Here is a 22,095-nt window from a genome sequence, read left to right on the forward strand (position 1 = left end):
TCCCTCGAGGTGACGGGAAGCGCCCACGGCGGCGCTGACGGTGGCAGGTGGCAGGCTGGGTCCCGACATGACCGATGACGTCCTCGACCGCTTCTCCCCCGCCACGGCCGCGTGGTTCCGGAGCAACTTCGACGCGCCCACCGCGGCACAGGAGGGCGCCTGGCGGGCGGTCAGTGCCGGCGCCCACGCCCTCGTCGTCGCCCCGACCGGCTCGGGCAAGACCCTCTCGGCCTTCCTCTGGGCGCTGGACCGCCTCGCCTCCCGGCCGCGCCCGCAGGAGCCGCAGGAGCGGTGTCGCGTGCTCTACATTTCCCCGCTCAAGGCCCTCGCCGTCGACGTCGAGCGCAACCTGCGCTCACCCCTCGTCGGGATCGGGCACGCCGCCGACCAGCTCGGGCTGGAGGCGCCCGAGGTCAGTGTCTCGGTGCGCTCGGGTGACACCCCGGCCAACGAGCGCCGCGCCTTCGCCAGGACGCCCAGCGACGTCCTGATCACGACCCCCGAGTCCCTCTTCCTCATGCTCACCTCCGGGGTGCGCGACGCCCTGCGCGGCGTCGAGACCGTCATCGTCGACGAGATCCACGCCCTGGCCGGCACCAAGCGCGGCGCGCACCTGGCCCTCTCCCTGGAGCGTCTCGACGCCCGGCTGGCCCGCCCCGCCCAACGCATCGGGCTGTCGGCGACGGTCCGACCGGTCGACGAGGTCGGTCGCTTCCTCACCGGTGGGCGCCCCGTCGAGATCGTCCAGCCGACCTCGCACAAGCAGTGGCAGCTCGACGTCGTCGTCCCCGTCGCCGACCTCACCGAGCTCGGCGAGCCCACCGGGGACCTCAGCGGCGCCGCCGCTGGCGAGCCGCAGCGCGCCTCGATCTGGCCGCACGTCGAGGAGCGGGTCGTCGACCTGGTCAGCGCGCACCGCACGACGCTCGTCTTCGTCAACTCGCGTCGTATCGCCGAGCGCCTCACCGGGCGGCTGAACGAGATCTGGCACGAGCGCACGGCTCCGGCCGAGGAGGCCCCCGGCCCCGACCGCACGCCGGCAGAGGTGATGGCCCAGGCCGGGTCCGATGCGGGCGCACCCCCGATCCTCGCCCGCGCCCACCACGGCTCGGTCAGCAAGGAGGGACGCGCGGACATCGAGGAGGACCTGAAGTCCGGGCGCCTGCCCTGCGTCGTCGCCACGTCCAGCCTCGAGCTCGGCATCGACATGGGTGCGATCGACCTCGTCATCCAGATCGAGTCACCCCCCTCGGTCGCCTCCGGCCTGCAGCGCGTCGGCCGCGCAGGGCACCAGGTCGGCGCCGTCAGCCACGGTGTCGTCGTGCCCAAGTTCCGCGGCGACCTCGTCCAGTCCGCCGTCGTCGTCGAGCGCATGCGCGAGGGCGCCATCGAGTCCCTCCACGTCCCGGCCAACCCGCTCGACGTCCTCGCCCAGCAGGTCGTGGCGATGTGCGCCCTCGACGACTGGCAGGTCGAGGAGGTGGGCGAGCTGGTGCGGCGGGCGGCCCCCTTCGCCTCGCTGCCGCAGACCCTGCTGCACGCGACCCTCGACATGCTCGCCGGGCGCTACCCCTCCGAGGACTTCGCCGAGCTGCGCCCGCGGATCACCTGGGACCGGGTCGCCGGCACCCTCGTCGGCCGGCGCGGCGCGCAGCGGCTGGCGGTGACCAGCGGCGGGACGATCCCCGACCGCGGCCTCTACGGCGTCTTCCTCGCCGGGGGCGGCGGTCCGGGCCGCCGGGTGGGTGAGCTCGACGAGGAGATGGTCTACGAGTCCCGCGTCGGCGACGTCTTCACCCTCGGCACGAGCAGCTGGCGGATCGAGGACATCACCCACGACCAGGTCCTCGTCACCCCCGCCCCGGGCCAGCCGGGCAAGCTGCCGTTCTGGCACGGCGACCAGATCGGGCGTCCGGCCGAGCTGGGCACCGCCGTGGGCGCCTTCGTCCGCGAGCTCTCCGGCATGGACGCGAAGGGGGCGACCGCCCGCCTCACCGACGCCGGCCTGGACCCGTGGGCCGCGGACAACCTCCTGCAGTACCTCGGCGAGCAGCGCACCGCGACCGGCCACCTGCCCGACGACCGCACGATCGTCGTCGAGCGCTTCCGCGACGAGATCGGTGACTGGCGGGTGGCGATCCACTCCCCGTTCGGCGCGCAGGTGCACGCGCCGTGGGCGCTGGCGGTCTCCGCCCGGATGCGTGAGCGCTTCGGCGTCGACGTCCAGGCGATGCACGGTGACGACGGGATCGTGCTGCGGTTGCCGGACATCGAGATGGGTGACGTGCGGGACGACGTCAGCGTCAGCAGCAGCGAGCTGCTCGACCTGATCACCCTCGACCCGGACGACGTCGACTCCCTCGTCACCGATGAGGTCGGCGGGTCGGCCCTCTTCGCGGCACGCTTCCGTGAGTGCGCCGCCCGCGCCCTCCTGCTCCCCCGCCGACGACCCGACAAGCGGCAGCCGCTGTGGCAGCAGCGCCAGCGGGCCGCCTCCCTGCTCCAGGTCGCCAGCGGGCACTCCGACTTCCCGATCGTGCTCGAGACGGTCCGCGAGTGCGTCCAGGACGTCTTCGACGTGCCCTCGCTGACCGAGCTGATGACGGCCGTGGCGCGACGCCGGGTCACGCTCGTGGACGTCGAGAGCCCGCGTCCCTCCCCCTTCGCCGCGTCGCTGATGTTCGGCTACGTCGCGCAGTTCCTCTACGAGGGCGACTCACCACTGGCCGAGCGTCGCGCGGCCGCGCTCACGCTCGACCCGACACTGCTGGCCGACCTGCTCGGCCGGGGTGAGCAGCTCTCCCTGGCCGACCTGCTCGACCCTGCCGCCGTCGAGCGCACCGCGGCCGAGCTGCAGCACCTCGCGCCCACGCGTGCCGCGCGCGACATGGACGATCTCGCGGACCTCGTGCGCGTCCTGGGTCCGCTGAGTACTGCGGACCTCGTGCGGCGCAGCGTCCCCGAGCTCGACGAGGCGGGCGTGCGAGCGGCGCTGGACCGGCTCGAGACGGCCCGGCAGGTCATCCGGATCCCGGTTGCCGGCCGGGAGACGTGGGCGAGCACCGACGACGCCGCGCGCCTGCGCGACGCCCTCGGCGCCTCCCTCCCCCCGGGTCTGCCCGCCACCGCCCTGGAACCGGTCACCGACCCGCTCGGCGACCTCGTCACCCGCTACGCCCGCACGCACGTCCCCTTCGCCGCCACCGACCTCGCGGAGCACTACGGCATCGGGCGGGCCGTGGCCGTGGACGCACTGCGTCGCCTCGTCCAGACGGGCCGGCTCGCCGAGGGCGACCTGCTGCCGGTGGAGTGCGGAGGTCGTGGTGGCGAGTTCTGCGATGCCGAGGTGCTGCGGACCCTGCGCCGGCGCTCCCTCGCCGCGCTGCGCCACGAGGTGGAGCCGGTCGAGCCCCGTCAGTACGCGCGCTTCCTGCCGGCCTGGCAGGGCGTGGGCCGGCGGATGCGCGGACGCGACGGCGTGCTGCGCGCCGTCGAGCAGCTGAGCGGCGTCCAGCTGCCCGCCAGCGCCCTCGAGACGCTCGTGCTGCCCGCGCGCATCGACGAGCCGGTCGCGCCGCTGCTGGACGACCTCATGGCCAGCGGCCAGGTGCTGTGGGCCGGGCACGGACGACTGCCCGGTGACGACGCCTGGGTCAGCCTCCACCTGACCGATGGCGTGCAGGCCACCCTGCCCGTCCCCGCCACCGACGACCTGACCGAGCTGGAGCGGGCCGTGCACGCGGCGCTCGGAGGCGGTGGCGCGTACTTCTTCCGCGACGTGGCCGATGCGGTTGCGCAGGCGCGCATCGACCACGACGGGGAGGAGCGACCGGAGCCGGCGAGCGATGACGAGCTCGCCGATGCGCTGTGGTCGCTCGCCCACCGCGGCCTGGTCACCGGTGACACCCTGGCGCCGGTCCGCGGGCTGCTCGCCGGCGGTCGCTCGGCGCACCGCACCCCCCGCCGCGCCACGAGTCGCAGCCGATACGGGGGCCGTCCCCGGCTGGGTCGGGCCGCCGTGCCACAACGCACCGGACCACCGCGCGTCGCGGGCCGCTGGTCGCTGCTCCCGGCTGCCGAGACGGACCCGACGATCCGGGTCCATGCCGCCGCCGAGGGGCTGCTCGACCGGCACGGCGTCGTCACCCGGGGAGCCGTCGTCGCGGAGGAGGTCACCGGTGGCTTCGCGGCGATCCACCGGGTCCTCGGAGTCGCGGAGGAGGCCGGTCAGGTGCGCCGCGGGTACTTCGTCGAGGGACTGGGCGCCTCCCAGTTCGCCCTCCCGGGCGCGGTGGACGAGGTCCGCTCGGCGCGTGCCGGTGAGGACGCGGTCGTGCTCGCCGCGACGGATCCCGCGAGCCCGTGGGGGGCGGCCCTGCGCTGGCCGGAGCGCGCCGCGGACCGGTCCGGGCACCAGCCCGGCCGCAAGGCCGGCGCCCTCGTCGTCGCGGTCGACGGGGAGCTCGTCCTCTACGTCGAGCGCGGTGGGCGCACGCTGCTCACCTGGGGCGAGGATGCCGAGGTCCTGCGCACGGCGGCGCGAGGGCTCGCCGAGGCCGTGCGCCGTGGCGCCCTCGGGCGACTCACCGTGCAGAAGGCCGACGGCGCTCCCGTGCTCGGCTCCACCGACCCGCTCGCGCTCGCGCTGACCGACGCCGGCTTCACCATGACCCCCCGCGGGCTGCGCCTGCGGCCGACCGGGAGTCGCTGAGCATGCCCGAGGGTGACACCGTCCGGCGCGCGGCCGACCGTCTGGGACAGGCCCTGACCGGGCAGCGCCTGACCCTCGTCGACATCCGGTGGGGCACCGTGGGCGAGGATCCGATCCGTGACGCCCTCGTCGAGGAGATCGTCCCGCGCGGCAAGCACCTGCTGCACCGCTTCGACACCGGGTGGACCCTGCACACTCACCTGCGGATGGAGGGATCCTGGCGGATCGAAGGGGGTGGCTCACCGGCGGCGGCGCGGGCCCTGCGTCGTCGCGACCTGCGGGTCGCCCTCGGGACGGCGGCGTGGACGACCCTGGGCCTGCGCCTCGGGGAGGTCGACCTCGTGCGCCGGCATGACGAGCACCGCCTCGTCGGCCATCTCGGCCCCGACGTGCTCGGGGCCGACTGGGACGCGGCGACAGCGCTGGCGCGCCTGTCCGGCGCGCCGGGCACGACCCTGGCCGCGGCACTGCTGGACCAGCGCAACCTCGCGGGAGTCGGGACGTTCTGGGCGAGCGAAGCCCTCTTCCTCCAGCGCCTGGACCCGTGGCGTCCCGTGGCCGAGCTGCGGGAGGAGGACCTCGCCGCCCTGGTGGAGCGGGTGCACACCCTGATGGTGCGCAGCCACGCCCTCGGGATGCAGTCCTCGACCGGCCACCGCCGCGCCGACCGGCGGGCCTTCGTCCACGGGCGGGCTCGTCAGCCGTGCCGCCGGTGCGGCACGACGATCCGGGTCGGTGACCTGGGCGTGGGCGCGCACGAGCGCGTCTTCTTCTCGTGCCCGGTGTGCCAGAGCGGGTAGCGGTCAGGCTGCGGAGACGACCGTCTCGTCGCGGGTGGCCACGGGCAGCGCGACGGGGGCGCTCGCGCGCTCAGCGCGGTCTGCCCGGTGGGCGATCTCGGTGAAGACGACCGACATCGGCAGGTCGAGCGCCTGGCAGATGGAGGCGACGAGCTCCGAGCTCGCTTCCTTCTCCCCGCGCTCGATCTCGCTGAGGTAGCCGAGGGAGACCGATGCCCGGGCGGAGATGTCCCGCAGGGTGCTCCCCCGGGCGCGCCGCGCACTGCGGAGCACGTCACCGAGCTCTTCCCTCAGCAGCACCATCGGTCCACCTCCTCATGTTCTTCGTCACGCTCCACCGTACATCGGCCTCCCGTCAGCCGGACAGGGTGACCTCGTGGGCGAGGTCGAGCGCAGCCTCGACGGCTCCGCTGCGCACCTGCGACCGGTCCCCGGTCAACGCCAGCCGGCGCGCCGTCACTTCCGACGGGGTCGCGCAGGCCAGCCAGACGGTCCCCGCCGGGTGCCCCTCGCTCGGTCCGGGCCCCGCGACACCGGTCGTCGCGATTGCGACGTCCACCCCGAGCACGCGGCACGCTCCGAGGGCCATCTGCGAGGCGACCTCCCGGTCGACCGTCCCGACGCGGTCCACCAGGTCCGCCGCGACCCCCAGCACCTCGATCTTCAGGCCCGGGTCGTAGGCGACCACCGAGCCGTGGAAGACCCGGGAGGCTCCGGGCACCGCGACCAGCGTCGCCGCGAGCAGGCCCCCGGTCAGCGACTCGGCGGTGCCGAGCGACCAGCCGCGGGCAGCCAGTGACTCGAGGAGCCCGCCGGCGCCGGTGGGCGGGTCAGTGGCCACCGGCCGCCTTGCGGTCACGCTTCATCCGTGCCCGGTCACTCGTCGTGCGCAGCTTCAGCGCCTTGACGACGTAGTCGACACCGGTCGCGATCGTCACGACGAGGGCGGCGAGGAGGACACCTCCGGCCAGGAGCCGGAAGAGGTCCTCGAGAGGGAAGGTGTGCAGCGGCATGACGAAGAGGCCGATCGCCAGGGCCTGCAGGAAGGTCTTGATCTTGCCGCCGCGGCTGGCGGGCATGATCCCGTGCCGGATGACCCAGAAGCGCAGGGCGGTGATCCCCAGCTCCCGGGCGAGGATGATGACGGTGACCCACCAGGGGATCTCGTCGATCATCGACAGGGTGATGAATCCGGCGCCCGTGAGCGCCTTGTCGGCGATCGGGTCGGCGACCTTGCCGAAGGTGGTGACGAGACCCTTCGCGCGGGCCAGGTCACCGTCGATCCGGTCGGTGATGATCGCGCCGGCGAAGACTCCCCAGGCCCACCACCGTGAGGCGGTGTCGTCGCCGCCGTGGCGCAGGACCAGCCAGACGAAGACGGGCACGAGCAGGATGCGCAGGACCGTCAGGGCGTTGGGGAGGTTCCACGGGCTCGGCTCGGCGGCCGTGGTCCCCGCCTCGGTCGACGGCGTCCGGTCGTCGGTCACGCGGCCACCTCCGCCACGAGGTCGATGCCCTCGGTGCCGACGACCGTGGCCGTGACGATCGTGCCCGGGGCGAGTCCCTCGAGCGATCCGGTGAGCAGGGTCGCCCCGTCGATGTCGGGGCCCTGGTGGTCCGCGCGCCCGGAGACCTCACCGGTCTCGGCGTCGACCTCCTCGACGAGCACCGTCACCGTCTCCCCGATGCGCTCCTCCGCCCGCTGGGCGGTCAGCTCCTCGACGAGGCGCGTGATCCGATCGACGCGCTCGGCGATGACGTCGGGCTCGACCTTGTCGGTCAGGTCCGCCCCCTCGGTCCCGTCCTCGTCGGAGTAACCGAAGACGCCGACGACGTCGAGGCGGGCCTCGACGAGGAAGCGCTCGAGCTCGGCCACGTCCTCCTCGGTCTCTCCCGGGAAGCCGACGATGACGTTGGAGCGGATCCCGGCCTCCGGCTGGCGCTCGCGCACCGAGCGGATCAGGCCGAGGAAGGACTCGGTGTCCCCGAACCGGCGCATCCGGCGCAGCAGCGGGCCCGAGGCGTGCTGGAAGGAGATGTCGTACCAGGGCACGACGCCCGGGATGCTCGCCATCGCCCGCAGCAGACCGGGACGGATCTCGGCGGGCTGCAGGTAGGACACGCGGACCCGGTCGACGCCCTCGATCGCGACGAGCTCCGGCAGCAGCTGCTCGAGCAGGTCGAGGTCGCCGAGGTCCTTGCCGTAGGACGTGGAGTTCTCACTGACGAGGAAGAGCTCGCGCACCCCCTGGGAGGCCAGCCACCGCCCCTCGGCCACGACGTCGTTCGGCCGGCGGGAGACGAAGGCCCCGCGGAAGGTCGGGATGGCGCAGAAGGAGCAGCGACGGTCGCAGCCGGACGCGATCTTCAGCGGCGCCCACGGCCGGTCGTCGAGACGTGCCCGGGGCAGGTCGCTCCCGCCGTGGCCCGGGAGGGCCACGTCCTGGGCAGCGGCCTCGCGCTCGACCGGCGAGATCGGCAGCAGGGTCCGGCGGTCACCGGGCGTGTGCGCCTCGGGCGCGTGCCCGTCGAGGACCGCGCGCAGGTGGGTGGACATGTCGGTGTAGGAGTCGAAGCCGAGGACCGCGTCGGCCTCCGGCAGCTCGTCGGCGAGCTCCTTGCCGTAGCGCTCGGCCAGGCACCCGACGGCCACGACCTTCTGGGTGCGGCCGTGCTCACGCAGGTCGTTCGCCTCGAGGATCGCGTCGATCGAGTCCTTCTTGGCCTGCTCGATGAAGCCGCAGGTGTTGACCACGGCCACGTCGGCCGCAGCGGCATCCTCGACGAGGGTCCAACCCCCGGCGGACAGACGGCCGGCGAGCTCCTCGGAGTCGACATCATTACGGGTGCACCCCAGAGTGACGAGGGCAACGCTTCGGGGCACGGACATGCCCCCCACTCTAGGCCGCCCGCGCCCGTGCTCGATCCTGAACCGCCGTCAGCTGCGCGAACGCATCACCGTCAGGGCCACCAGGCGGGAGATGACCATGGCCACGTAGAGCACGCCGGTGAGCTGCTCGATCATCGTGGCGGCACGCGCGTGGGGCTTGACGGGGATGACGTCGGACAGGCCGACGCTCGTGAGGTTCGCCCCGGAGAAGTACAGCAGCTCCAGGAAGGACCGCCGATCACCGCCGCTACCCCCGGCGAAGGAGTCGGGGGAGAGCGTCTGGACCGCCACGTAGAGGTAGGCGAAGGCGAAGAGGAGCACGGTGAAGGCGGCCGCGACCGCGAAGAACTCGTCCTTGGTCACCCAGGTGTCGGCGAAGACGTAGGCGATGAGTCCGTAGGCGATGTAGAAGTAGAAGACCGACAGGAGCAGGTGCGCGGCGAAGTTCACCCAGATGTTGTCGACGTCGACCACCGACCACACCTCGAGCAGGAACGCGGGGAACCCGATGAGCAGGGCCAGCCACGTCAGGGCCGGTGTGGACCGGACCGTCCAGATGCCGAAGGTCACGGCGATCAGCGAGATGCCGGCGATGGCCGCCCGTCCCCACGACTCGGCCTCCACCCACGGCAGGAGGACGATGGCGAGGAGCTGGATGGCGACGAGGATCGCCGACGGTTGCTTCCGCACGACGGCCGCCCAGTAGTTGATCCCCGTCGGACGACTGTCGAGCTCGTACCAGGCCTTCGTCATGCGCCCAACTGTAGGTCGCCCACGGCGCTCTAGACTCCCGAACGTGCTCACCGGCCCGCTCCTGCTCCCCCCGCTGCTGCTGGGCGCCCTGCTCGTGGTCAGCGGCGCGGCCAAGGTGCGCCACACCGACGCCACGCGCAGCGCCTTCGCCCAGCTCGAGCTGCCCCGGTCGCTCACCGAGTCCCCCGCACCGCTCCTCCTGCCGTGGGCCGAGGTCCTCCTGGCGGTCGCGCTGCTGGTGGCGCCGCCCCCTTCGCCCTGCCGGTGGCCGTGACCGCCGCTCTGCTCTTCGTCGGCTACCTCGTCGTCATCGGCCGCGCTCTGACCTTCGACCACCCGGTGACCTGCGGCTGCTTCGGCGAGCTCGGTCTCGGGGAGGTCACCCGCCGCACGGCGGTGCGCAACGTCCTGCTCGTCGTGGTGGCCCTGCTGGGCGTGTGGTCCGCCACCGCCGACCGGTCCGTGGCCGGCCGGCTCCTCGACGCCTCCGGCACCGTGTGGACCTGGTTGGGTCTGGTCGTGCTCACCGGGGCCGTCCTCGTGGGCACCTTCGCAGGGACGAAGGGGGCCTCCCGCACCTCCGCGGAGGGCGCCACCCCCGCCACGGACGCAGGGGGCGAGCTGAACTACGTGCGCCACCCCGTCCCCTTCGCCACCCTCGCGGACGCGGACGGCACGCTGCACAGCCTGACCGACCTGGCGCGGCGCGGGGCGGTGCTGCTCGTCTTCGTCTCCCCGGGGTGCGGCTCCTGCCGGCCCGCGATCGAGCGGATCCCCCGGTGGGTCACCGACCTCGCCCCGGTGCGGGTCATCGCCGTCGTCACGCACCCGCTCGCGGCCACCGTCGCCGCCGAGCCGGATCTCGAGGGGCACCTGATGCGCGACCCGCACGGCGCGACGGCTCGCACCTTCGGCGCGGCGGCGCCCGGTGCGGTCCTGCTCGGCGGCGACGGGCTGCTCGCGGGGGGCCCCGTCGTCGGTGGCCGGGAGGTCACCGCCTTCGTCGACGAGGTGCGCGCGGAGCTGCTCGGGGCCGGGGTCATCGACCCCGCGTGATCACCGGTGGTGGTCGGTGAGGGACCAGGCGTCCTCGTCGTCGTCCTCGGTCCACTCCTGCGCGGGCGGGTCGGTCCCGATCGGGTCGTCCGCGTAGCGGTCGCTGCGGGCGGGCACGGCCGCGGTGTCGACCATCTCGCCCTGCTCGACCTCGTCGGCGGAGTCCTGGTCGAAGGCCCCCTCGCTCGCGCCACCCTCGGGCTCGGGCGGGTCCTCCCCTTCATCAGGGCCAACGTGGTCGACAGCTCCTCCGGCGTGATGAGCACGTCGCGGGCCTTCGACCCCTCCGAGGGGCCGACGACGCCCCGGGACTCGAGCAGGTCCATCAGGCGACCGGCCTTGGCGAAGCCGACCCGCAGCTTGCGCTGGAGCATCGACGTCGAGCCGAACTGGGTGTTGACGACCAGCTCGGTCGCCTGGAGCAGGACGTCGAGGTCGTCGCCGATGTCCTCGTCGATCTGCTTCTTCGGTGCGTCCGGGGGGGCCACGTCCTCGCGGTAGGTCGGCTTGAGCTGGCCGGTGACGTGCTGGACGACGTCGTCGATCTCGGACTCGGTCACCCACGCGCCCTGGACGCGCATCGGCTTCGACTTGCCCATCGGCAGGAAGAGCGCGTCACCCTGGCCCAGGAGCTTCTCCGCGCCCGGCTGGTCGAGCACGACCCGGGAGTCGGACAGCGACGAGGTCGCGAAGGCCATCCGCGAGGGGACGTTGGCCTTGATCAGACCGGTCACGACGTCGACGGACGGACGCTGCGTGGCGAGGACGAGGTGGATGCCCGCCGCACGCGCCAGCTGGGTGATGCGCACGATCGAGTCCTCGACGTCGCGAGGGGCCACCATCATCAGGTCCGCGAGCTCGTCGACGATGACCAGGAGGTACGGGTAGGGCTGCAGGACGCGCTCGCTGCCGGGGATCGCCTCGACCTTGCCGGCCTTGACCGCCTTGTTGAAGTCGTCGAGGTGCTTGTAGCCGTAGGTGGCGAGGTCGTCGTAGCGCATGTCCATCTCGCGCACGACCCACTGCAGGGCCTCGGCGGCCTTCTTGGCGTTCGTGATGATCGGGGTGATCAGGTGCGGGATGCCCTCGTAGGCGGTCAGCTCCACGCGCTTGGGGTCGACGAGCACCATCCGCACCTCGTCGGGGGTGGCCCGCATGAGCACCGAGGTGATCATCGAGTTGACGAAGGAGGACTTGCCGGAGCCGGTCGCACCGGCGACGAGGATGTGCGGCATCTTCGCCAGGTTGGCGATGACGTAGCCGCCCTCGACGTCCTTGCCGACGCCCATGACCATCGGGTGCTCGTTGTTGCGCGCGACGTCGGAGCGCAGGACGTCCCCGAGGCAGACCATCTCCTTGTCGGCGTTCGGGATCTCGATGCCGATCGCCGACTTGCCGGGGATGGGGCTGAGGATGCGCACGTCGGCGGAGGCGACCGCGTAGGCGATGTTCTTGGACAGGGCGGTGACGCGCTCGACCTTGACGCCGGGACCGAGCTCGACGACGTACCGGGTGACGGTCGGTCCACGGTGGAAGCCGGTGACCTGGGCGTCGATGTTGAACTCGTCGAGCGTACTCGTCAGGGCCTCGACGACCTGGTCGTTGGCCGCGGAGCGCTCCTTGTGCGGAGGGCCGGGCTTGAGGTAGGTGCTCTCCGGCAAGGTGTAGGTGACGTCGCCGGCCAGGGCGAGCTGCTCGACCCGCTGGGGCAGCGGGGTGGTGGGCGGCGCCTCGATCACCGTCTTGCTCTCGACCTTGGCGGGCGCCACGACGGGGTTCGCGGTCGGGCGCTTCTCGCCCGGACGGGGGCCATCGGCCGCCGGCGGCTCGGCCGGGTCCGTCGAGGCGGGGGCGGCGGAGGGCGCCCCCTTCCTCTTGCGGCCCTTGCCGTCCACGGGCTGCACCACGGCGGCCTGGTCGTAGGCGGTGTCCCCGTCGCGCTGGCCGGAGAGTGCGTCGTCCTCCGCCGAGCGGCGACGGCGGCGGGCCCGGCCCACCGCGGCCCCGGGCGCGTCGGTCGCGGCCCGCTGCTCGCTCACGTGCGCCGGCACCTCGCCGGTGAAGGCGGCGCGGATGTAGGCCAGTCGTTGCGGGACCTCGTGCAGCGGGGTCCCCGTGAGCAGCAGGAGACTGAAGAGGCCGAGCAGAGCCAGCAGGATGATCGCGGGCCACTCGGTCACCGCCGTCACGAGCGGGTCGGAGGCCAGGAAACCGACGATGCCGCCCGCGTCGCGCATGGGGTCCGCACCCTCCGGGGGCTGCGGGATGTCCTTGGCGATGTGGGTCAGGCCGGCGGCGGCGAAGAGGGCCATGACGGTGCCGAAGCCGAGGCGGGCGTCCGCCGCCTCGTTGCTCGGGGTGCGCAGCAGGCGCACGCCGAGGACCAGCAGGACGATGGGGAGCGCGTAGGCGATCCGGCCGAAGGTGCCCGCCGCGACCGCGTGCACGACGTCGCCGAAACCGCCGGCCAGGCCCCACCACTCGCGGACGGCGACGACCAGGGCGAGCGCGAGGAAGAGGAAGCCGAGCCCGTCACGACGGTGCTCCGGCTCGATCTGGCTGGCCCCGTGGCCCATCCGGCGCACGCTCGACCCGGTGGCGCTCGCGACGCCCATCCAGGTGCGCTGGACGGCCGCGAGCGGCAGCGGGAGCCCGCCCCCGGACGCGCCCTTCTTCCGCGCCGCCGGAGCCTTGCCCTTGGCAGTCGGCTTCCGCCCCGAGGGCCGCGTGCTTCCGCGGGGTCGCGAGGCGGCGCTCTTGCGAGCGGTGGTCGACGGGCGAGTGGCCATGCTCGCAGAGTAGGGGAAAGACACGCCTGACACACGCGTCACACGCGCACCAAGGCGGTAGCCTCCCCCAGTGGACTCCCGTCTGGTGCTCGTCGCCGTCGTGACGGGCGCACTCGGGATCGGCGTCCTGGTCGCGCTGCGCAGGGGCGCCTACCGCCGCCCCGACGAGACCGGCCCGCTCCCCCGCCACCTGTGGGTGGTGGCGGTCGCCCCCTTCGCCGGGGTGCTCGTGGCCCGGGCGCTCGCCGATCACCCGTGGCCGGCCCTCCTGCCCTACCTCGTCCTCGTGCCCGCCGGTCTCGCCCTCGCCGCGATCGACGCGGACGTGCACCGCCTGCCCAATGCGATCACCCTGCCGCTGGTGCCGGTCGAGCTCGCCCTGCTCGCCGGGGCGAGCGCCGCGACCGGCGACTGGACCTCCCTTCGCCGGGCGGGTCTGGCGGCACTCCTCGTCGGAGGCGGCTTCCTGCTGCTGGCCCTCGTGCTCTACGGGCGATCGGTCGGGATGGGCGACGCCAAGCTCATCGTCTCCCTCGCCGCAGTCCTGGGCTGGCTCTCCTGGGGCCACGTCCTCCTCGGGCTGTGGCTCGGCTTCGTCCTCGGCGGCGTGGTCGCGCTCGGGCTGCTGCTGGCCCGCCGGGCAGGGCGGGGCACGCACCTGGCCTTCGGCCCGTACCTCGTGGTCGGCACGCTGGTCGCCCTCCTCCTCGGCTGACGTCCCACGATCCGAGACGGGTCGTGCCCGGTCGCGCACTCCGAGCGGTGCGTCCGCTACCGTCTCGACCCAAGGTCACGAGTACCAGCGACAAGCCCCGGCTAGCTGGTCGGCAACCCTCCTTCCGCGGTGGGGTGCTCCGGGTGACGACCTGGCCGGCGGCGTGGTGTCGCCCGGCAAGCGCGGACTCACGGTCGACGCCTGGGTCCTTGACCCGATGGAGTCCTCCATGACCGTCTCCGACCTGCGTCCCACCACCACGGCCCTGCCCCCGCTCGTGTCGGCCGGACTGACCTACCGCGACCACGACGACTCCACCGTCGAGTACGCCCACCTCGACCACGGTGCGACCACCCCCGCCCTCGTCGCCGTCACGGAGGCGGTCACGGCCGCCTCCGCCACCTACTCCTCCGTCCACCGCGGCGCCGGCTTCGCCTCCCGGGTGACCAGCTCCCGCTACGAGGCGGCCCGCGAGGCGGTCGCCGCCTTCGTCGGGGCACGCGAGGACGACCAGGTCGTCTTCACCCGCAACACGACCGACTCCTTCAACCTCCTCGCCCGGGCACTGCCGACGGGCACGACGGTCTTCGTCTTCGCCTCCGAGCACCACGCCGCCCTGCTGCCCTGGGCCGATGCGGTGCGCCTGCCCATCCCGCACAGCCACGCCGAGGCGGTCACGCTCCTCGACGAGGCGCTGCGCACCCACCCGGGCGAGCACCGACTCGTCGTCGCCACCGGCGCCTCGAACGTCACGGGCGAGCACTGGCCGATCGAGCGGCTCGCCGACCTGGCGCACGCGCACGGGGCCCGCTTCGCGCTCGACGCCGCCCAGGTCGTCCCGCACCGCCGGGTCGACATCGCGGCCCTGGGCATCGACTGGGTCGCCTTCTCCGGGCACAAGGTCTACGCGCCCTTCGGCGCCGGCGCGCTCGTGGGCCGCCGGGACTGGCTCGACACGGCCGACCCGTACCTCGCCGGGGGCGGGGCCACCACCCGCGTCGGCGACGGGGCCGTCGAGTGGACCACCGGTCCGGCCCGGCACGAGGCAGGCAGCCCCAACGTCCTCGGCGCGGTCGCGCTCGCCGCCGCCTGCGAGGTCATCGCCGAGCACGAGGAGGCGATCATCGCCCACGAGCACGCCCTGCGCACCCGGCTGCTCAGCGGTCTCGCAACCATCGACGGGGTGCACGTGCACACCCTCTTCGGCGGTCGCACGGGCGCACCCGTGGCGACGATCACGGTCGACGGGCACGACAGCAGCGAGGTCGCCCGCGTCCTCGGCGACGAGCACGGGATCGGGGTGCGCGACGGGAAGTTCTGCGCGCACCCGCTCGTCGACCACCTGCTCGCCGAGCGCCCGCAGTCCACGGCCGTGCGGATCAGCGCCGGTCTCGGGACGACCACCGAGCACGTGGACCGGCTGCTCGCCGCCCTTCGCTCGCTCTGACCCGAGGGCGTGCGAAGGGGGCGGGTGGGGCGGTGACCTCGCTCAGGCCTCGACGACCACCGGGATGATCATCGGGCGGCGACGGATCTTGCCGCCGACCCAGCCGCCGACCGCCCGGCGCACGACCTGCTGCAGCTGGTGCGGGTCGGTCGTGCCCTTGCGGGTGGCCTCGTCCAGGGCGGCGATGATCTTCGGTCGCACCTGGGTGAAGATCTCCTCGTCCTCGGCGAAGCCACGGGCGGTGATCTCCGGGCCCGCGACGACCTTGCCGGTCGAGGCGTCGATGACGACCATGACCGAGATGAAGCCCTCGTCGCGCAGGATGCGGCGGTCCTTGAGCAGCTCCTCCGTGGCGGCGCCGACGCTCGAGCCGTCGACGTAGATGTAGCCGCAGGGCACCGCCCCGACGATGCGCGCCCGGCCGTCGACGAGGTCGACGACGACCCCGTCCTCGGCCAGGACGACGTGGTCGGCGTCCACCCCCGTGGCGATGGCCAGCTCGGCGTTGGCCACGAGGTGGCGCCACTCGCCGTGGACCGGCATCACGTTGCGCGGCTTGACGATGTTGTAGCAGTAGAGCAGCTCACCGGCGCTGGCGTGCCCGGAGACGTGCACCTTGGCATTGCCCTTGTGCACGACGTCGGCGCCCAGGCGCATCAGGCCGTTGATGATCCGGTAGACGGCGTTCTCGTTGCCGGGGATCAGGCTCGAGGCGAGCAGGACGGTGTCGCCGTCGCCGACGTCGATGCGGTGGTCCCGGTTGGCCATGCGCGACAGGGCCGCCATCGGCTCACCCTGGCTGCCGGTGCACACGAGGACGACCTCGTCGTCGGGCAGCTTGTCGAGCTTCTTGACGTCGACGAGCACGTTGTCTGGCACGTGGAGGTAGCCCAGGTCGGCCGCGATGCCCATGTTTCGCACCATCGAGCGGCCGACCATCGCCACCTTGCGCCCGGAGCGCTCGGCCGCGTCGAGCACCTGCTGGACGCGGTGCACGTGGCTGGAGAAGCACGCGACGATGACGCGTCGCCGCGCCTTGCGGAAGACGTCGTCGATCGACCCGGCGATGTCACGCTCGGGCGTGGTGAAGCCCGGGACCTCGGCATTGGTGGAGTCGGTGAGGAAGAGGTCGACCCCCTCCTCCCCCGCCCGGGCGAAGGCGCGCAGGTCGGTCAGGCGCCGGTCGAGCGGCAGCTGGTCCATCTTGAAGTCACCCGTGTGCAGCAGGGTGCCGCCGGGGGTGCGCACGAAGACGGCCAGGGCGTCCGGGATCGAGTGGTTGACGGCGATGAACTCGCAGTCGAAGACGCCGAGCTTCTCGCGGCCGCCCTCCCTCACCCCGAGCGTGTAGGGCTTGATCCGGTGCTCCTTCAGCTTCGCCTCGATGAGGGCGAGGGTGAGCGTGGAGCCGACGAGCGGGATGTCCGGCTTGAGCTTGAGCAGGTACGGGACGGCGCCGATGTGGTCCTCGTGGCCGTGCGTGAGGATGATGGCCTGAATGTCGTCGAGGCGGTCGGCGATCGCCTCGAAGTCCGGCAGGATCAGGTCGACGCCGGGCTGGTGGTCCTCGGGGAAGAGGACACCGCAGTCGACGACCAGCAGCTGCCCGTCGTGCTCGATGACGGTCATGTTGCGACCGACCTCGCCGAGGCCGCCGAGGGCGGTGACGCGCAGCGCGCCCTCGGCCAGCGGCGCCGGCAGCGGGAGGTCGGGGTGGGGATGGCTCATGCAGTGGCTCCGATTCCGGATGCGTCGAGCCCGGCGCGCAGGATCCCGAGGTGCTCCTCGGGGCCCTCCACGTAGGGCAGGCGGACAGTTGCGTTGTCGATGACCCCGAGCTCGACGAGGGCGGCCTTGGCCATGATGGCGCCCTGCGAGGTGCCCATGAGCGCGTTGACCACGGGGATGAGGCGGTGGTGGACGGCGCGGGCCGTCGTCAGGTCACCCGCGTCGACCGCGTCGACCATCTCGCGGTAGTGGCGCCCGGCCACGTGACCGACGACGGAGACGACGCCGTGGGCGCCCTGGGCGAGCAGGGCGAGGTTCATCTCGTCGGCACCGGAGTACCAGAGCAGGTCGGTCGCGGCCATCACCTGCGAGGCGGCCCACAGGTCCCCCTTCGCGTCCTTGACCGCGAGGATGCGCGGGTGCTGGGAGAGCTCAATCAGCGTGTCCGTCGCGAAGGGGGTGGCCGTGCGCCCCGGGATGTCGTACAGCATGATCGGCAGCACCGCGGCGTCGGCGATCGCGCGGGTGTGGGCGAGCAGACCGGGCTGGGTCGGCTTGTTGTAGTAGGGCGAGACGACGAGCAGGCCGTCGGCGCCGGCCTCGGTCGCCTCGGCGGCCATCTGGATGGCGTGGGCGGTGTTGTTCGACCCGACGCCGGCCGTGACCCTGAGCCGGTCACCGGCGGCGGCCTTGACCTCGCGGACCGTCGTGATGCTCTCGCCGGCGGTCAGGGTCGGGGACTCCCCCGTCGTGCCGTTGACCACGACGCCGTCGTGCCCGGTCTCGACAAGATGCTCGACGAGGGCGGCGATGCCCTTCGTGTCCAGGGCACCATCAGGGGTCATGGGGGTGACCATCGCGGTGATCACCCGGCCGAACGGGGAAGTCGTCATGCGCTCAGGGTAACCGTCGGTGCTGCCGTCTATCGTGGCGCCATGCGCCAGTACCTCGACCTGCTTGCCCACGTCCGCGACCACGGTGTCGCGAAGGATGACCGGACCGGCACGGGCACCCGGAGCGTCTTCGGGTACCAGATGCGCTTCGACCTCGCCGAGGGTTTTCCGGTGCTCACGACCAAGAAGCTGCACCTGCGCTCGATCATCGGCGAGCTGCTGTGGTTCCTGCGCGGCGAGACCAATGTGCGGTGGCTGCAGGAGCGCGGCATCTCCATCTGGGACGAGTGGGCGGACGAGGACGGCGACCTCGGCCCGGTCTACGGGCACCAGTGGCGCTCCTGGCCGGACCCGGACGGCGGCAGCATCGACCAGATCGCCCGGCTGATCGAGGGACTGCGCACCAACCCGGACAGCCGGCGGCACATCGTCTCGGCGTGGAACGTCGCGGAGGTCGGCGAGATGGCGCTGCCGCCGTGCCACACGATGTTCCAGTTCTACGTCACGCCGGCGGTCGACGGCGGCCGCCCGCGGCTGTCCTGCCAGCTCTACCAGCGCAGCGCCGACATCTTCCTGGGCGTGCCCTTCAACATCGCCTCCTACGCACTGCTGACGATGATGGTCGCCGCGCAGGTGGACATGGAGCCGGGCGAGTTCGTGCACACCCTCGGCGACGCGCACCTCTACCTCAACCACCTCGAGCAGGCCGACCTGCAGCTGACCCGCGAGCCCGGGCCGTTGCCGACCATGGAGATCGCCGAGCGCGGCTCGATCGACGCCTACGAGATCGAGGACTTCACGCTCGTCGGCTACCACGCCGCCCCCTCGATCAAGGCACCGATCGCCGTATGAGCCTGCCCCGCCCCCTTCCCCCGTCGCTGCGCGGTCGCATCGCCCTGACCGCGGCCGCCTACGCCGTGATCACCCGCACGGGCGAGCACGGCCGGGAGGTGCTGCTGCAGCTGCGCCGCGGCACCGGCTACATGGACGGCTGGTGGGCGTGCGGCGCCGCCGGCCACCTCGAGGACGCCCAGGCTCCGAGCGAGGCGCTGGCGCAGGAGGCGCACGAGGAGCTGGGCATCACGATCGAGGCCGCCGAGCCGCTGACGACGGTGCAGCGCTCCAACCCCCTCGGGCCGATCGAGCAGCGCGCCGACTTCTTCTTCCACGTCACGCGGTGGTCGGGTGAGCCGTCCCTGCGCGAGCCGGACAAGGCCGCCGAGCTGCGCTGGTTCCCGCTGGACGCCCTGCCCGAGCAGGTCGTGCCGCACGAGCGGCTGGTGCTGGAGGCGCTGCGGGAGGGGCACGTCCCTCCCTTCGTCGAGCGGGGCCACGACCAGCGGCTGACGCTCGTCGCGGCCCGCGGCTCCAACGGCGCCATCGGGGTCCACGGGGGCATGCCGTGGCACCTGCCGGAGGACCTGGCCCACTTCAAGGCCGTGACGACGGGCGGGGTGATGATCATGGGCCGGCGCACCTGGGACTCCATCGGTCGTGCGCTCCCGGGGCGCACGACGATCGTGGTCACCTCCGACCGCGAGTGGTCCGCCCCGGGGGCACTCGTCGTCCACGACCTGCACGAGGCGATCTCGGTGGCCGGCCCCGGGGAGGTCTTCGTCGCCGGTGGTGGCGAGATCTACCGGCAGACGATCGCCCTGGCCTCCCGCCTGGAGCTGACCGAGGTGGACGCCGCGCCCGAGGCCGAGGTCTTCTTCCCCCCGGTCGAGCCGGACACGTGGCGCGAGGTCGCCCGCACGCCGCGCGAGGGTTTCGCCTTCGTCACCTACGAACGTCAACCGCAGACGTTCACCGAATCACATATGAACCAATACGGTTCACATTAGACGAAATGAAGCTATGGTGTTCACATGACGGTGGTGGTCACGCTCATCGGTGATGTCGTCTCCTCGCGCAGCGCGCCGGACCGGCAGGAGCTGCACGCCCTCCTGCAGGAGACGCTCACCGCCGTCACCGCCGCGACGGACCCGATCCACCCCCTGCGCATCACCGTCGGCGACGAGTTCCAGGGTGCCTGGGAGCGACGCGGCCCGGCGCTGCACGCCGCCTTCCTCCTGCGTCTGAGCCTCCTCCCCCGGGTCGAGACCCGCTACGGCCTCGGCCGGGGCGAGGTGGCCTCGCTCGAGCAGGACGGCACGGTGCAGGACGGGCCCGGGTGGTGGAGCGCCCGCGAGGCGATCACCGCGGCGAAGGGGGCGGAGGCCGACGTCCGCTCCGACGGCCTCGTCGTGCGCACCCGCTGGCAGGAGGAGGGCCCCACCGGCCCGGCGCTCGACGCGGCGGTCCGCCACCGCGACCTCCTCGTCGCCGGCCTCGACGACCGCTCGCTGCGGCTGCTGCGCGGCCTGCTGCTGCAGCGGACCCAGCGCGCCTTGGCCGAGGAGGAGGGGATCAGCCCCACCGCGGTCTCCCGGCGGGTCCACCGCGACGGGCTCGAGCAGCTGGTCGCCATCGACGCCGACCTGGCGGTGCTGCCGTGAGCGTCTTCGCCCTCCTGCTCGTCGCCGTCGGTGTCGCCGACCTCGCCCGCAGCATCGTCGAGCAGCGCGGGGCCCGCGACGAGGCCGCCACCCGCTGGCGCGTCCACCGCATCGGCACCGAGGTGGGCATCGTCTCGCTCTGGCTCGGCGCGGCCCTCGCCGGCCTGCTGACCAACGCGTCCGGGTGGTTGCTCGTGGCACTGGCGACCGTCTCGCTCGCCGCATGGCTGCTCGTCTCCGGGTGGGCCCTGACGCGCGACCGCGGTCATGTGCTCGCCCTGTCCACGCTGGCCGGTGGGCTCGTGGTCCAGCTCGCCCTCGCCGGATGGGCACCGCGGGCCGGTGGCGCGTTGGCGCAGTGGATCGTCTGGGCGGACCTGCCGTGGACCCCCGAGCCGGGGCGCGCGCTGCTCATCGCCGGCCTGGCGCTCGTGCAGCTGAGCACCGGCAACCTCATCGTGCGACTCGTCCTCGTCAGCACCGGGGCCATGGTCCCCACGCGGGCGATCGACGGGGGGCCGGCCGCGGACCGGACGCCGGAGCCGGACCAGCCGTCCGACACCCTCAAGGGCGGCCGGCTCCTCGGCCCGCTGGAGCGACTCTTCATCCTCGGCCTCGGTCTCGCCGGTCAGGTGACGGCAGCCGGGATCGTCATCGCCGCCAAGGGCCTCATCCGCTGGCCCGAGCTGCGCTCGCACGCCCGGCCGAGCTCCGCCGGTGGACGGCACTCGGACATCGACACCGTCACCGAGTACTTCCTCGTCGGCAGCTTCGTCAGCTGGCTCGTGGCCCTCGGCGCACTCGTCCTCGCCGTCTGACGAGCAGCGCCTCAGCGAGGCACGTCCAGGTACGCCAGCGCCGGCTCGACCAGGCTGCCGAGCCACACCCGCCCGTCGTGCTCCCGCACACCGGTCGCCATGTGCCAGTCGGCGGCATCCGCGGACAGGTCGTGCACCAGCGAGCCGTCGACGTCGTGGGCGGTGACCCGCACGGTGCGCCTCGGCGCCGGCTTGAGGGCGTCGGGCAGCCGCAGGGCGAGGTCACGCACCCGTTGCGGGGCCCGCTGGAGCATCCCCAGCACGGGGTCGGGCGGCGAGGCCACGGCCGACCAGACCAGCCCGTCGGAGCCGCACGAGATGTTGTCCGGATAGCCGGGCAGGTCGGCGGCGAAGATCTGCTCCCCGGGCGGCTCGACGTCGCTCCCCGCGCTGCCGACGACGTGGCCGGCCGCGGGCAGGCCACCGCTGAGCCCGACCCGGCGGATGCGACCGAGCGCGCACTCCGCGACGAGGACGGCACTCTCGTCCGGCAGCAGGGCGACGCCGTTGGCGAAGGCCAGCCCGTCCAGGACCGTCGTGACGCTCCCGTCGACGGCACGCCGCAGCAGCCGCCCGCTGCGGGTGTGCTCGATGAGGTCGGACTTCCACACCTCGACACCCCAGTGCCGGGAGGAGTCGCTGAACCAGATGGTCCCGTCCGCGGCCACCGCCGCGTTGTTCGTGAAGACCATCGGGACCCCGTCGACCTCGGTGACCAGCTCCTCGATCATCCCGGTCCCGTCGACGTCGACGGCGAGCAGGCCGCGCCTCGCGTCGCACACGAGCAACCGTCCGTCCGGTAGCCACTCCAGCCCGAGGGGCCGGCCGCCCGTCTGCACCACCCGCTCGCTGCGACGTCCGTCCGGGGTGACGGCGATGACGGCTCCGTCCGCGGTCCCGGTCCACACCCGCCCGTCGGGTCCCACGAGCACGTCCTCGGCCCCGGGGCCGGGGACCGGCACGACCGTCAGTGGCTGCATCGACTCCATCGCCCCAC

General features: G+C 73.1%; 18 protein-coding genes, 1 pseudogene and 1 riboswitch. Of the genes and pseudogenes, 10 read left to right on the forward strand and 9 right to left on the reverse strand.

Annotated features, from left to right (window positions below; genetic code table 11):
• Positions 1-67: 67 nt before the first annotated feature.
• Positions 68-4,711 carry an ATP-dependent helicase gene (locus tag PVE36_RS09920; RefSeq protein ID WP_277452034.1) on the forward strand — a complete coding sequence of 1,548 codons (4,644 nt, stop codon included), beginning with the start codon at positions 68-70 and terminating at the stop codon, positions 4,709-4,711.
• A 2-nt stretch (positions 4,712-4,713) separates the two neighbouring features.
• Positions 4,714-5,511, forward strand: a complete 798-nt coding sequence (locus PVE36_RS09925) for a DNA-formamidopyrimidine glycosylase family protein (RefSeq protein WP_277452037.1) — start codon at positions 4,714-4,716, stop codon at positions 5,509-5,511.
• Between the two features lie 3 nt (positions 5,512-5,514).
• On the opposite strand, the gene PVE36_RS09930 is transcribed toward PVE36_RS09925, so the two are convergent.
• Genes PVE36_RS09930 through PVE36_RS09950 form a run of 5 tightly spaced genes read right to left on the reverse strand, consistent with a single transcriptional unit; the run spans position 5,515 to position 9,154 of the window.
• On the reverse strand, positions 5,515-5,814 hold the full coding sequence (locus PVE36_RS09930; protein ID WP_277452038.1) for a helix-turn-helix transcriptional regulator: 300 nt from the start codon (positions 5,812-5,814) through the stop codon (positions 5,515-5,517).
• Between the two features lie 52 nt (positions 5,815-5,866).
• On the reverse strand, positions 5,867-6,352 hold the full coding sequence (locus PVE36_RS09935) for a CinA family protein (protein ID WP_277452039.1): 486 nt from the start codon (positions 6,350-6,352) through the stop codon (positions 5,867-5,869).
• The gene (pgsA, locus tag PVE36_RS09940) at positions 6,342-6,998 is read right to left on the reverse strand and encodes a CDP-diacylglycerol--glycerol-3-phosphate 3-phosphatidyltransferase (RefSeq protein ID WP_277452040.1); all 657 of its coding nucleotides are present in this window, start codon (positions 6,996-6,998) and stop codon (positions 6,342-6,344) included. The genes PVE36_RS09935 and pgsA overlap by 11 nt, the downstream gene beginning before the upstream one ends.
• Entirely contained in the window at positions 6,995-8,401 is a 1,407-nt protein-coding gene (gene rimO / locus PVE36_RS09945) for a 30S ribosomal protein S12 methylthiotransferase RimO (RefSeq protein WP_277452042.1), read from the reverse strand. The genes pgsA and rimO overlap by 4 nt, the downstream gene beginning before the upstream one ends.
• 48 nt (positions 8,402-8,449) lie before the next feature.
• Positions 8,450-9,154 carry an ion channel gene (locus PVE36_RS09950; RefSeq protein WP_277452043.1) on the reverse strand — a complete coding sequence of 235 codons (705 nt, stop codon included), beginning with the start codon at positions 9,152-9,154 and terminating at the stop codon, positions 8,450-8,452.
• A 43-nt stretch (positions 9,155-9,197) separates the two neighbouring features.
• Between PVE36_RS09950 and PVE36_RS09955 the strand changes: the two genes are divergently transcribed.
• The gene (locus tag PVE36_RS09955) at positions 9,198-9,428 is read left to right on the forward strand and encodes a MauE/DoxX family redox-associated membrane protein (RefSeq protein WP_277452045.1); all 231 of its coding nucleotides are present in this window, start codon (positions 9,198-9,200) and stop codon (positions 9,426-9,428) included.
• Positions 9,419-10,210 carry a MauE/DoxX family redox-associated membrane protein gene (locus tag PVE36_RS09960; protein WP_277452046.1) on the forward strand — a complete coding sequence of 264 codons (792 nt, stop codon included), beginning with the start codon at positions 9,419-9,421 and terminating at the stop codon, positions 10,208-10,210. The genes PVE36_RS09955 and PVE36_RS09960 overlap by 10 nt, the downstream gene beginning before the upstream one ends.
• On the opposite strand, the pseudogene PVE36_RS09965 reads toward PVE36_RS09960, so the two are convergent.
• Positions 10,211-12,825, reverse strand: a pseudogene (locus tag PVE36_RS09965) (DNA translocase FtsK).
• A 244-nt stretch (positions 12,826-13,069) separates the two neighbouring features.
• Between PVE36_RS09965 and PVE36_RS09970 the strand changes: the two are divergent.
• Both PVE36_RS09970 and PVE36_RS09975 read left to right on the forward strand, forming a co-directional pair.
• Positions 13,070-13,714, forward strand: coding sequence for an A24 family peptidase (locus tag PVE36_RS09970; protein WP_277452049.1), 645 nt, complete (start codon positions 13,070-13,072; stop codon positions 13,712-13,714).
• A gap of 73 nt (positions 13,715-13,787) precedes the next feature.
• Positions 13,788-13,903: riboswitch (SAM riboswitch) on the forward strand.
• A 40-nt stretch (positions 13,904-13,943) separates the two neighbouring features.
• A complete protein-coding gene (locus PVE36_RS09975) occupies positions 13,944-15,161 on the forward strand; it encodes an aminotransferase class V-fold PLP-dependent enzyme (RefSeq protein ID WP_277452059.1) in 1,218 nt (405 codons plus the stop codon).
• A gap of 42 nt (positions 15,162-15,203) precedes the next feature.
• On the opposite strand, the gene PVE36_RS09980 is transcribed toward PVE36_RS09975, so the two are convergent.
• Both PVE36_RS09980 and dapA read right to left on the reverse strand, forming a co-directional pair.
• Complete coding sequence (locus PVE36_RS09980) at positions 15,204-16,889, reverse strand: ribonuclease J (RefSeq protein WP_277452061.1); 1,686 nt, start codon at positions 16,887-16,889, stop codon at positions 15,204-15,206.
• Positions 16,886-17,782, reverse strand: a complete 897-nt coding sequence (dapA, locus tag PVE36_RS09985; RefSeq protein WP_277452062.1) for a 4-hydroxy-tetrahydrodipicolinate synthase — start codon at positions 17,780-17,782, stop codon at positions 16,886-16,888. Before dapA ends, PVE36_RS09980 begins: the two co-directional genes overlap by 4 nt.
• A 42-nt stretch (positions 17,783-17,824) precedes the next feature.
• Between dapA and PVE36_RS09990 the strand changes: the two genes are divergently transcribed.
• From PVE36_RS09990 to PVE36_RS10005, 4 genes are read left to right on the forward strand one after another with little or no spacing between them, the layout of a single operon-like run.
• Positions 17,825-18,634 (forward strand): thymidylate synthase, encoded by an 810-nt coding sequence (locus PVE36_RS09990; RefSeq protein WP_277452064.1) that lies wholly within the window; start codon positions 17,825-17,827, stop codon positions 18,632-18,634.
• Entirely contained in the window at positions 18,631-19,626 is a 996-nt protein-coding gene (locus PVE36_RS09995; protein WP_277452065.1) for a dihydrofolate reductase, read from the forward strand. The genes PVE36_RS09990 and PVE36_RS09995 overlap by 4 nt, the downstream gene beginning before the upstream one ends.
• 24 nt (positions 19,627-19,650) lie before the next feature.
• Entirely contained in the window at positions 19,651-20,280 is a 630-nt protein-coding gene (locus tag PVE36_RS10000) for a SatD family protein (RefSeq protein WP_277452066.1), read from the forward strand.
• Positions 20,277-21,098: a hypothetical protein gene (locus tag PVE36_RS10005; RefSeq protein WP_277452067.1), complete on the forward strand. Its 822-nt coding sequence runs from the start codon at positions 20,277-20,279 to the stop codon at positions 21,096-21,098. The genes PVE36_RS10000 and PVE36_RS10005 overlap by 4 nt, the downstream gene beginning before the upstream one ends.
• A gap of 11 nt (positions 21,099-21,109) precedes the next feature.
• Here PVE36_RS10005 and PVE36_RS10010 read toward each other — a convergent pair whose 3' ends face one another.
• Positions 21,110-22,087 carry an SMP-30/gluconolactonase/LRE family protein gene (locus PVE36_RS10010; RefSeq protein WP_277452069.1) on the reverse strand — a complete coding sequence of 326 codons (978 nt, stop codon included), beginning with the start codon at positions 22,085-22,087 and terminating at the stop codon, positions 21,110-21,112.
• Positions 22,088-22,095 lie beyond the last annotated feature (8 nt).

The sequence above is a fragment of the Janibacter sp. DB-40 genome, from assembly GCF_029510815.1.
GTDB lineage: Bacteria > Actinomycetota > Actinomycetes > Actinomycetales > Dermatophilaceae > Janibacter.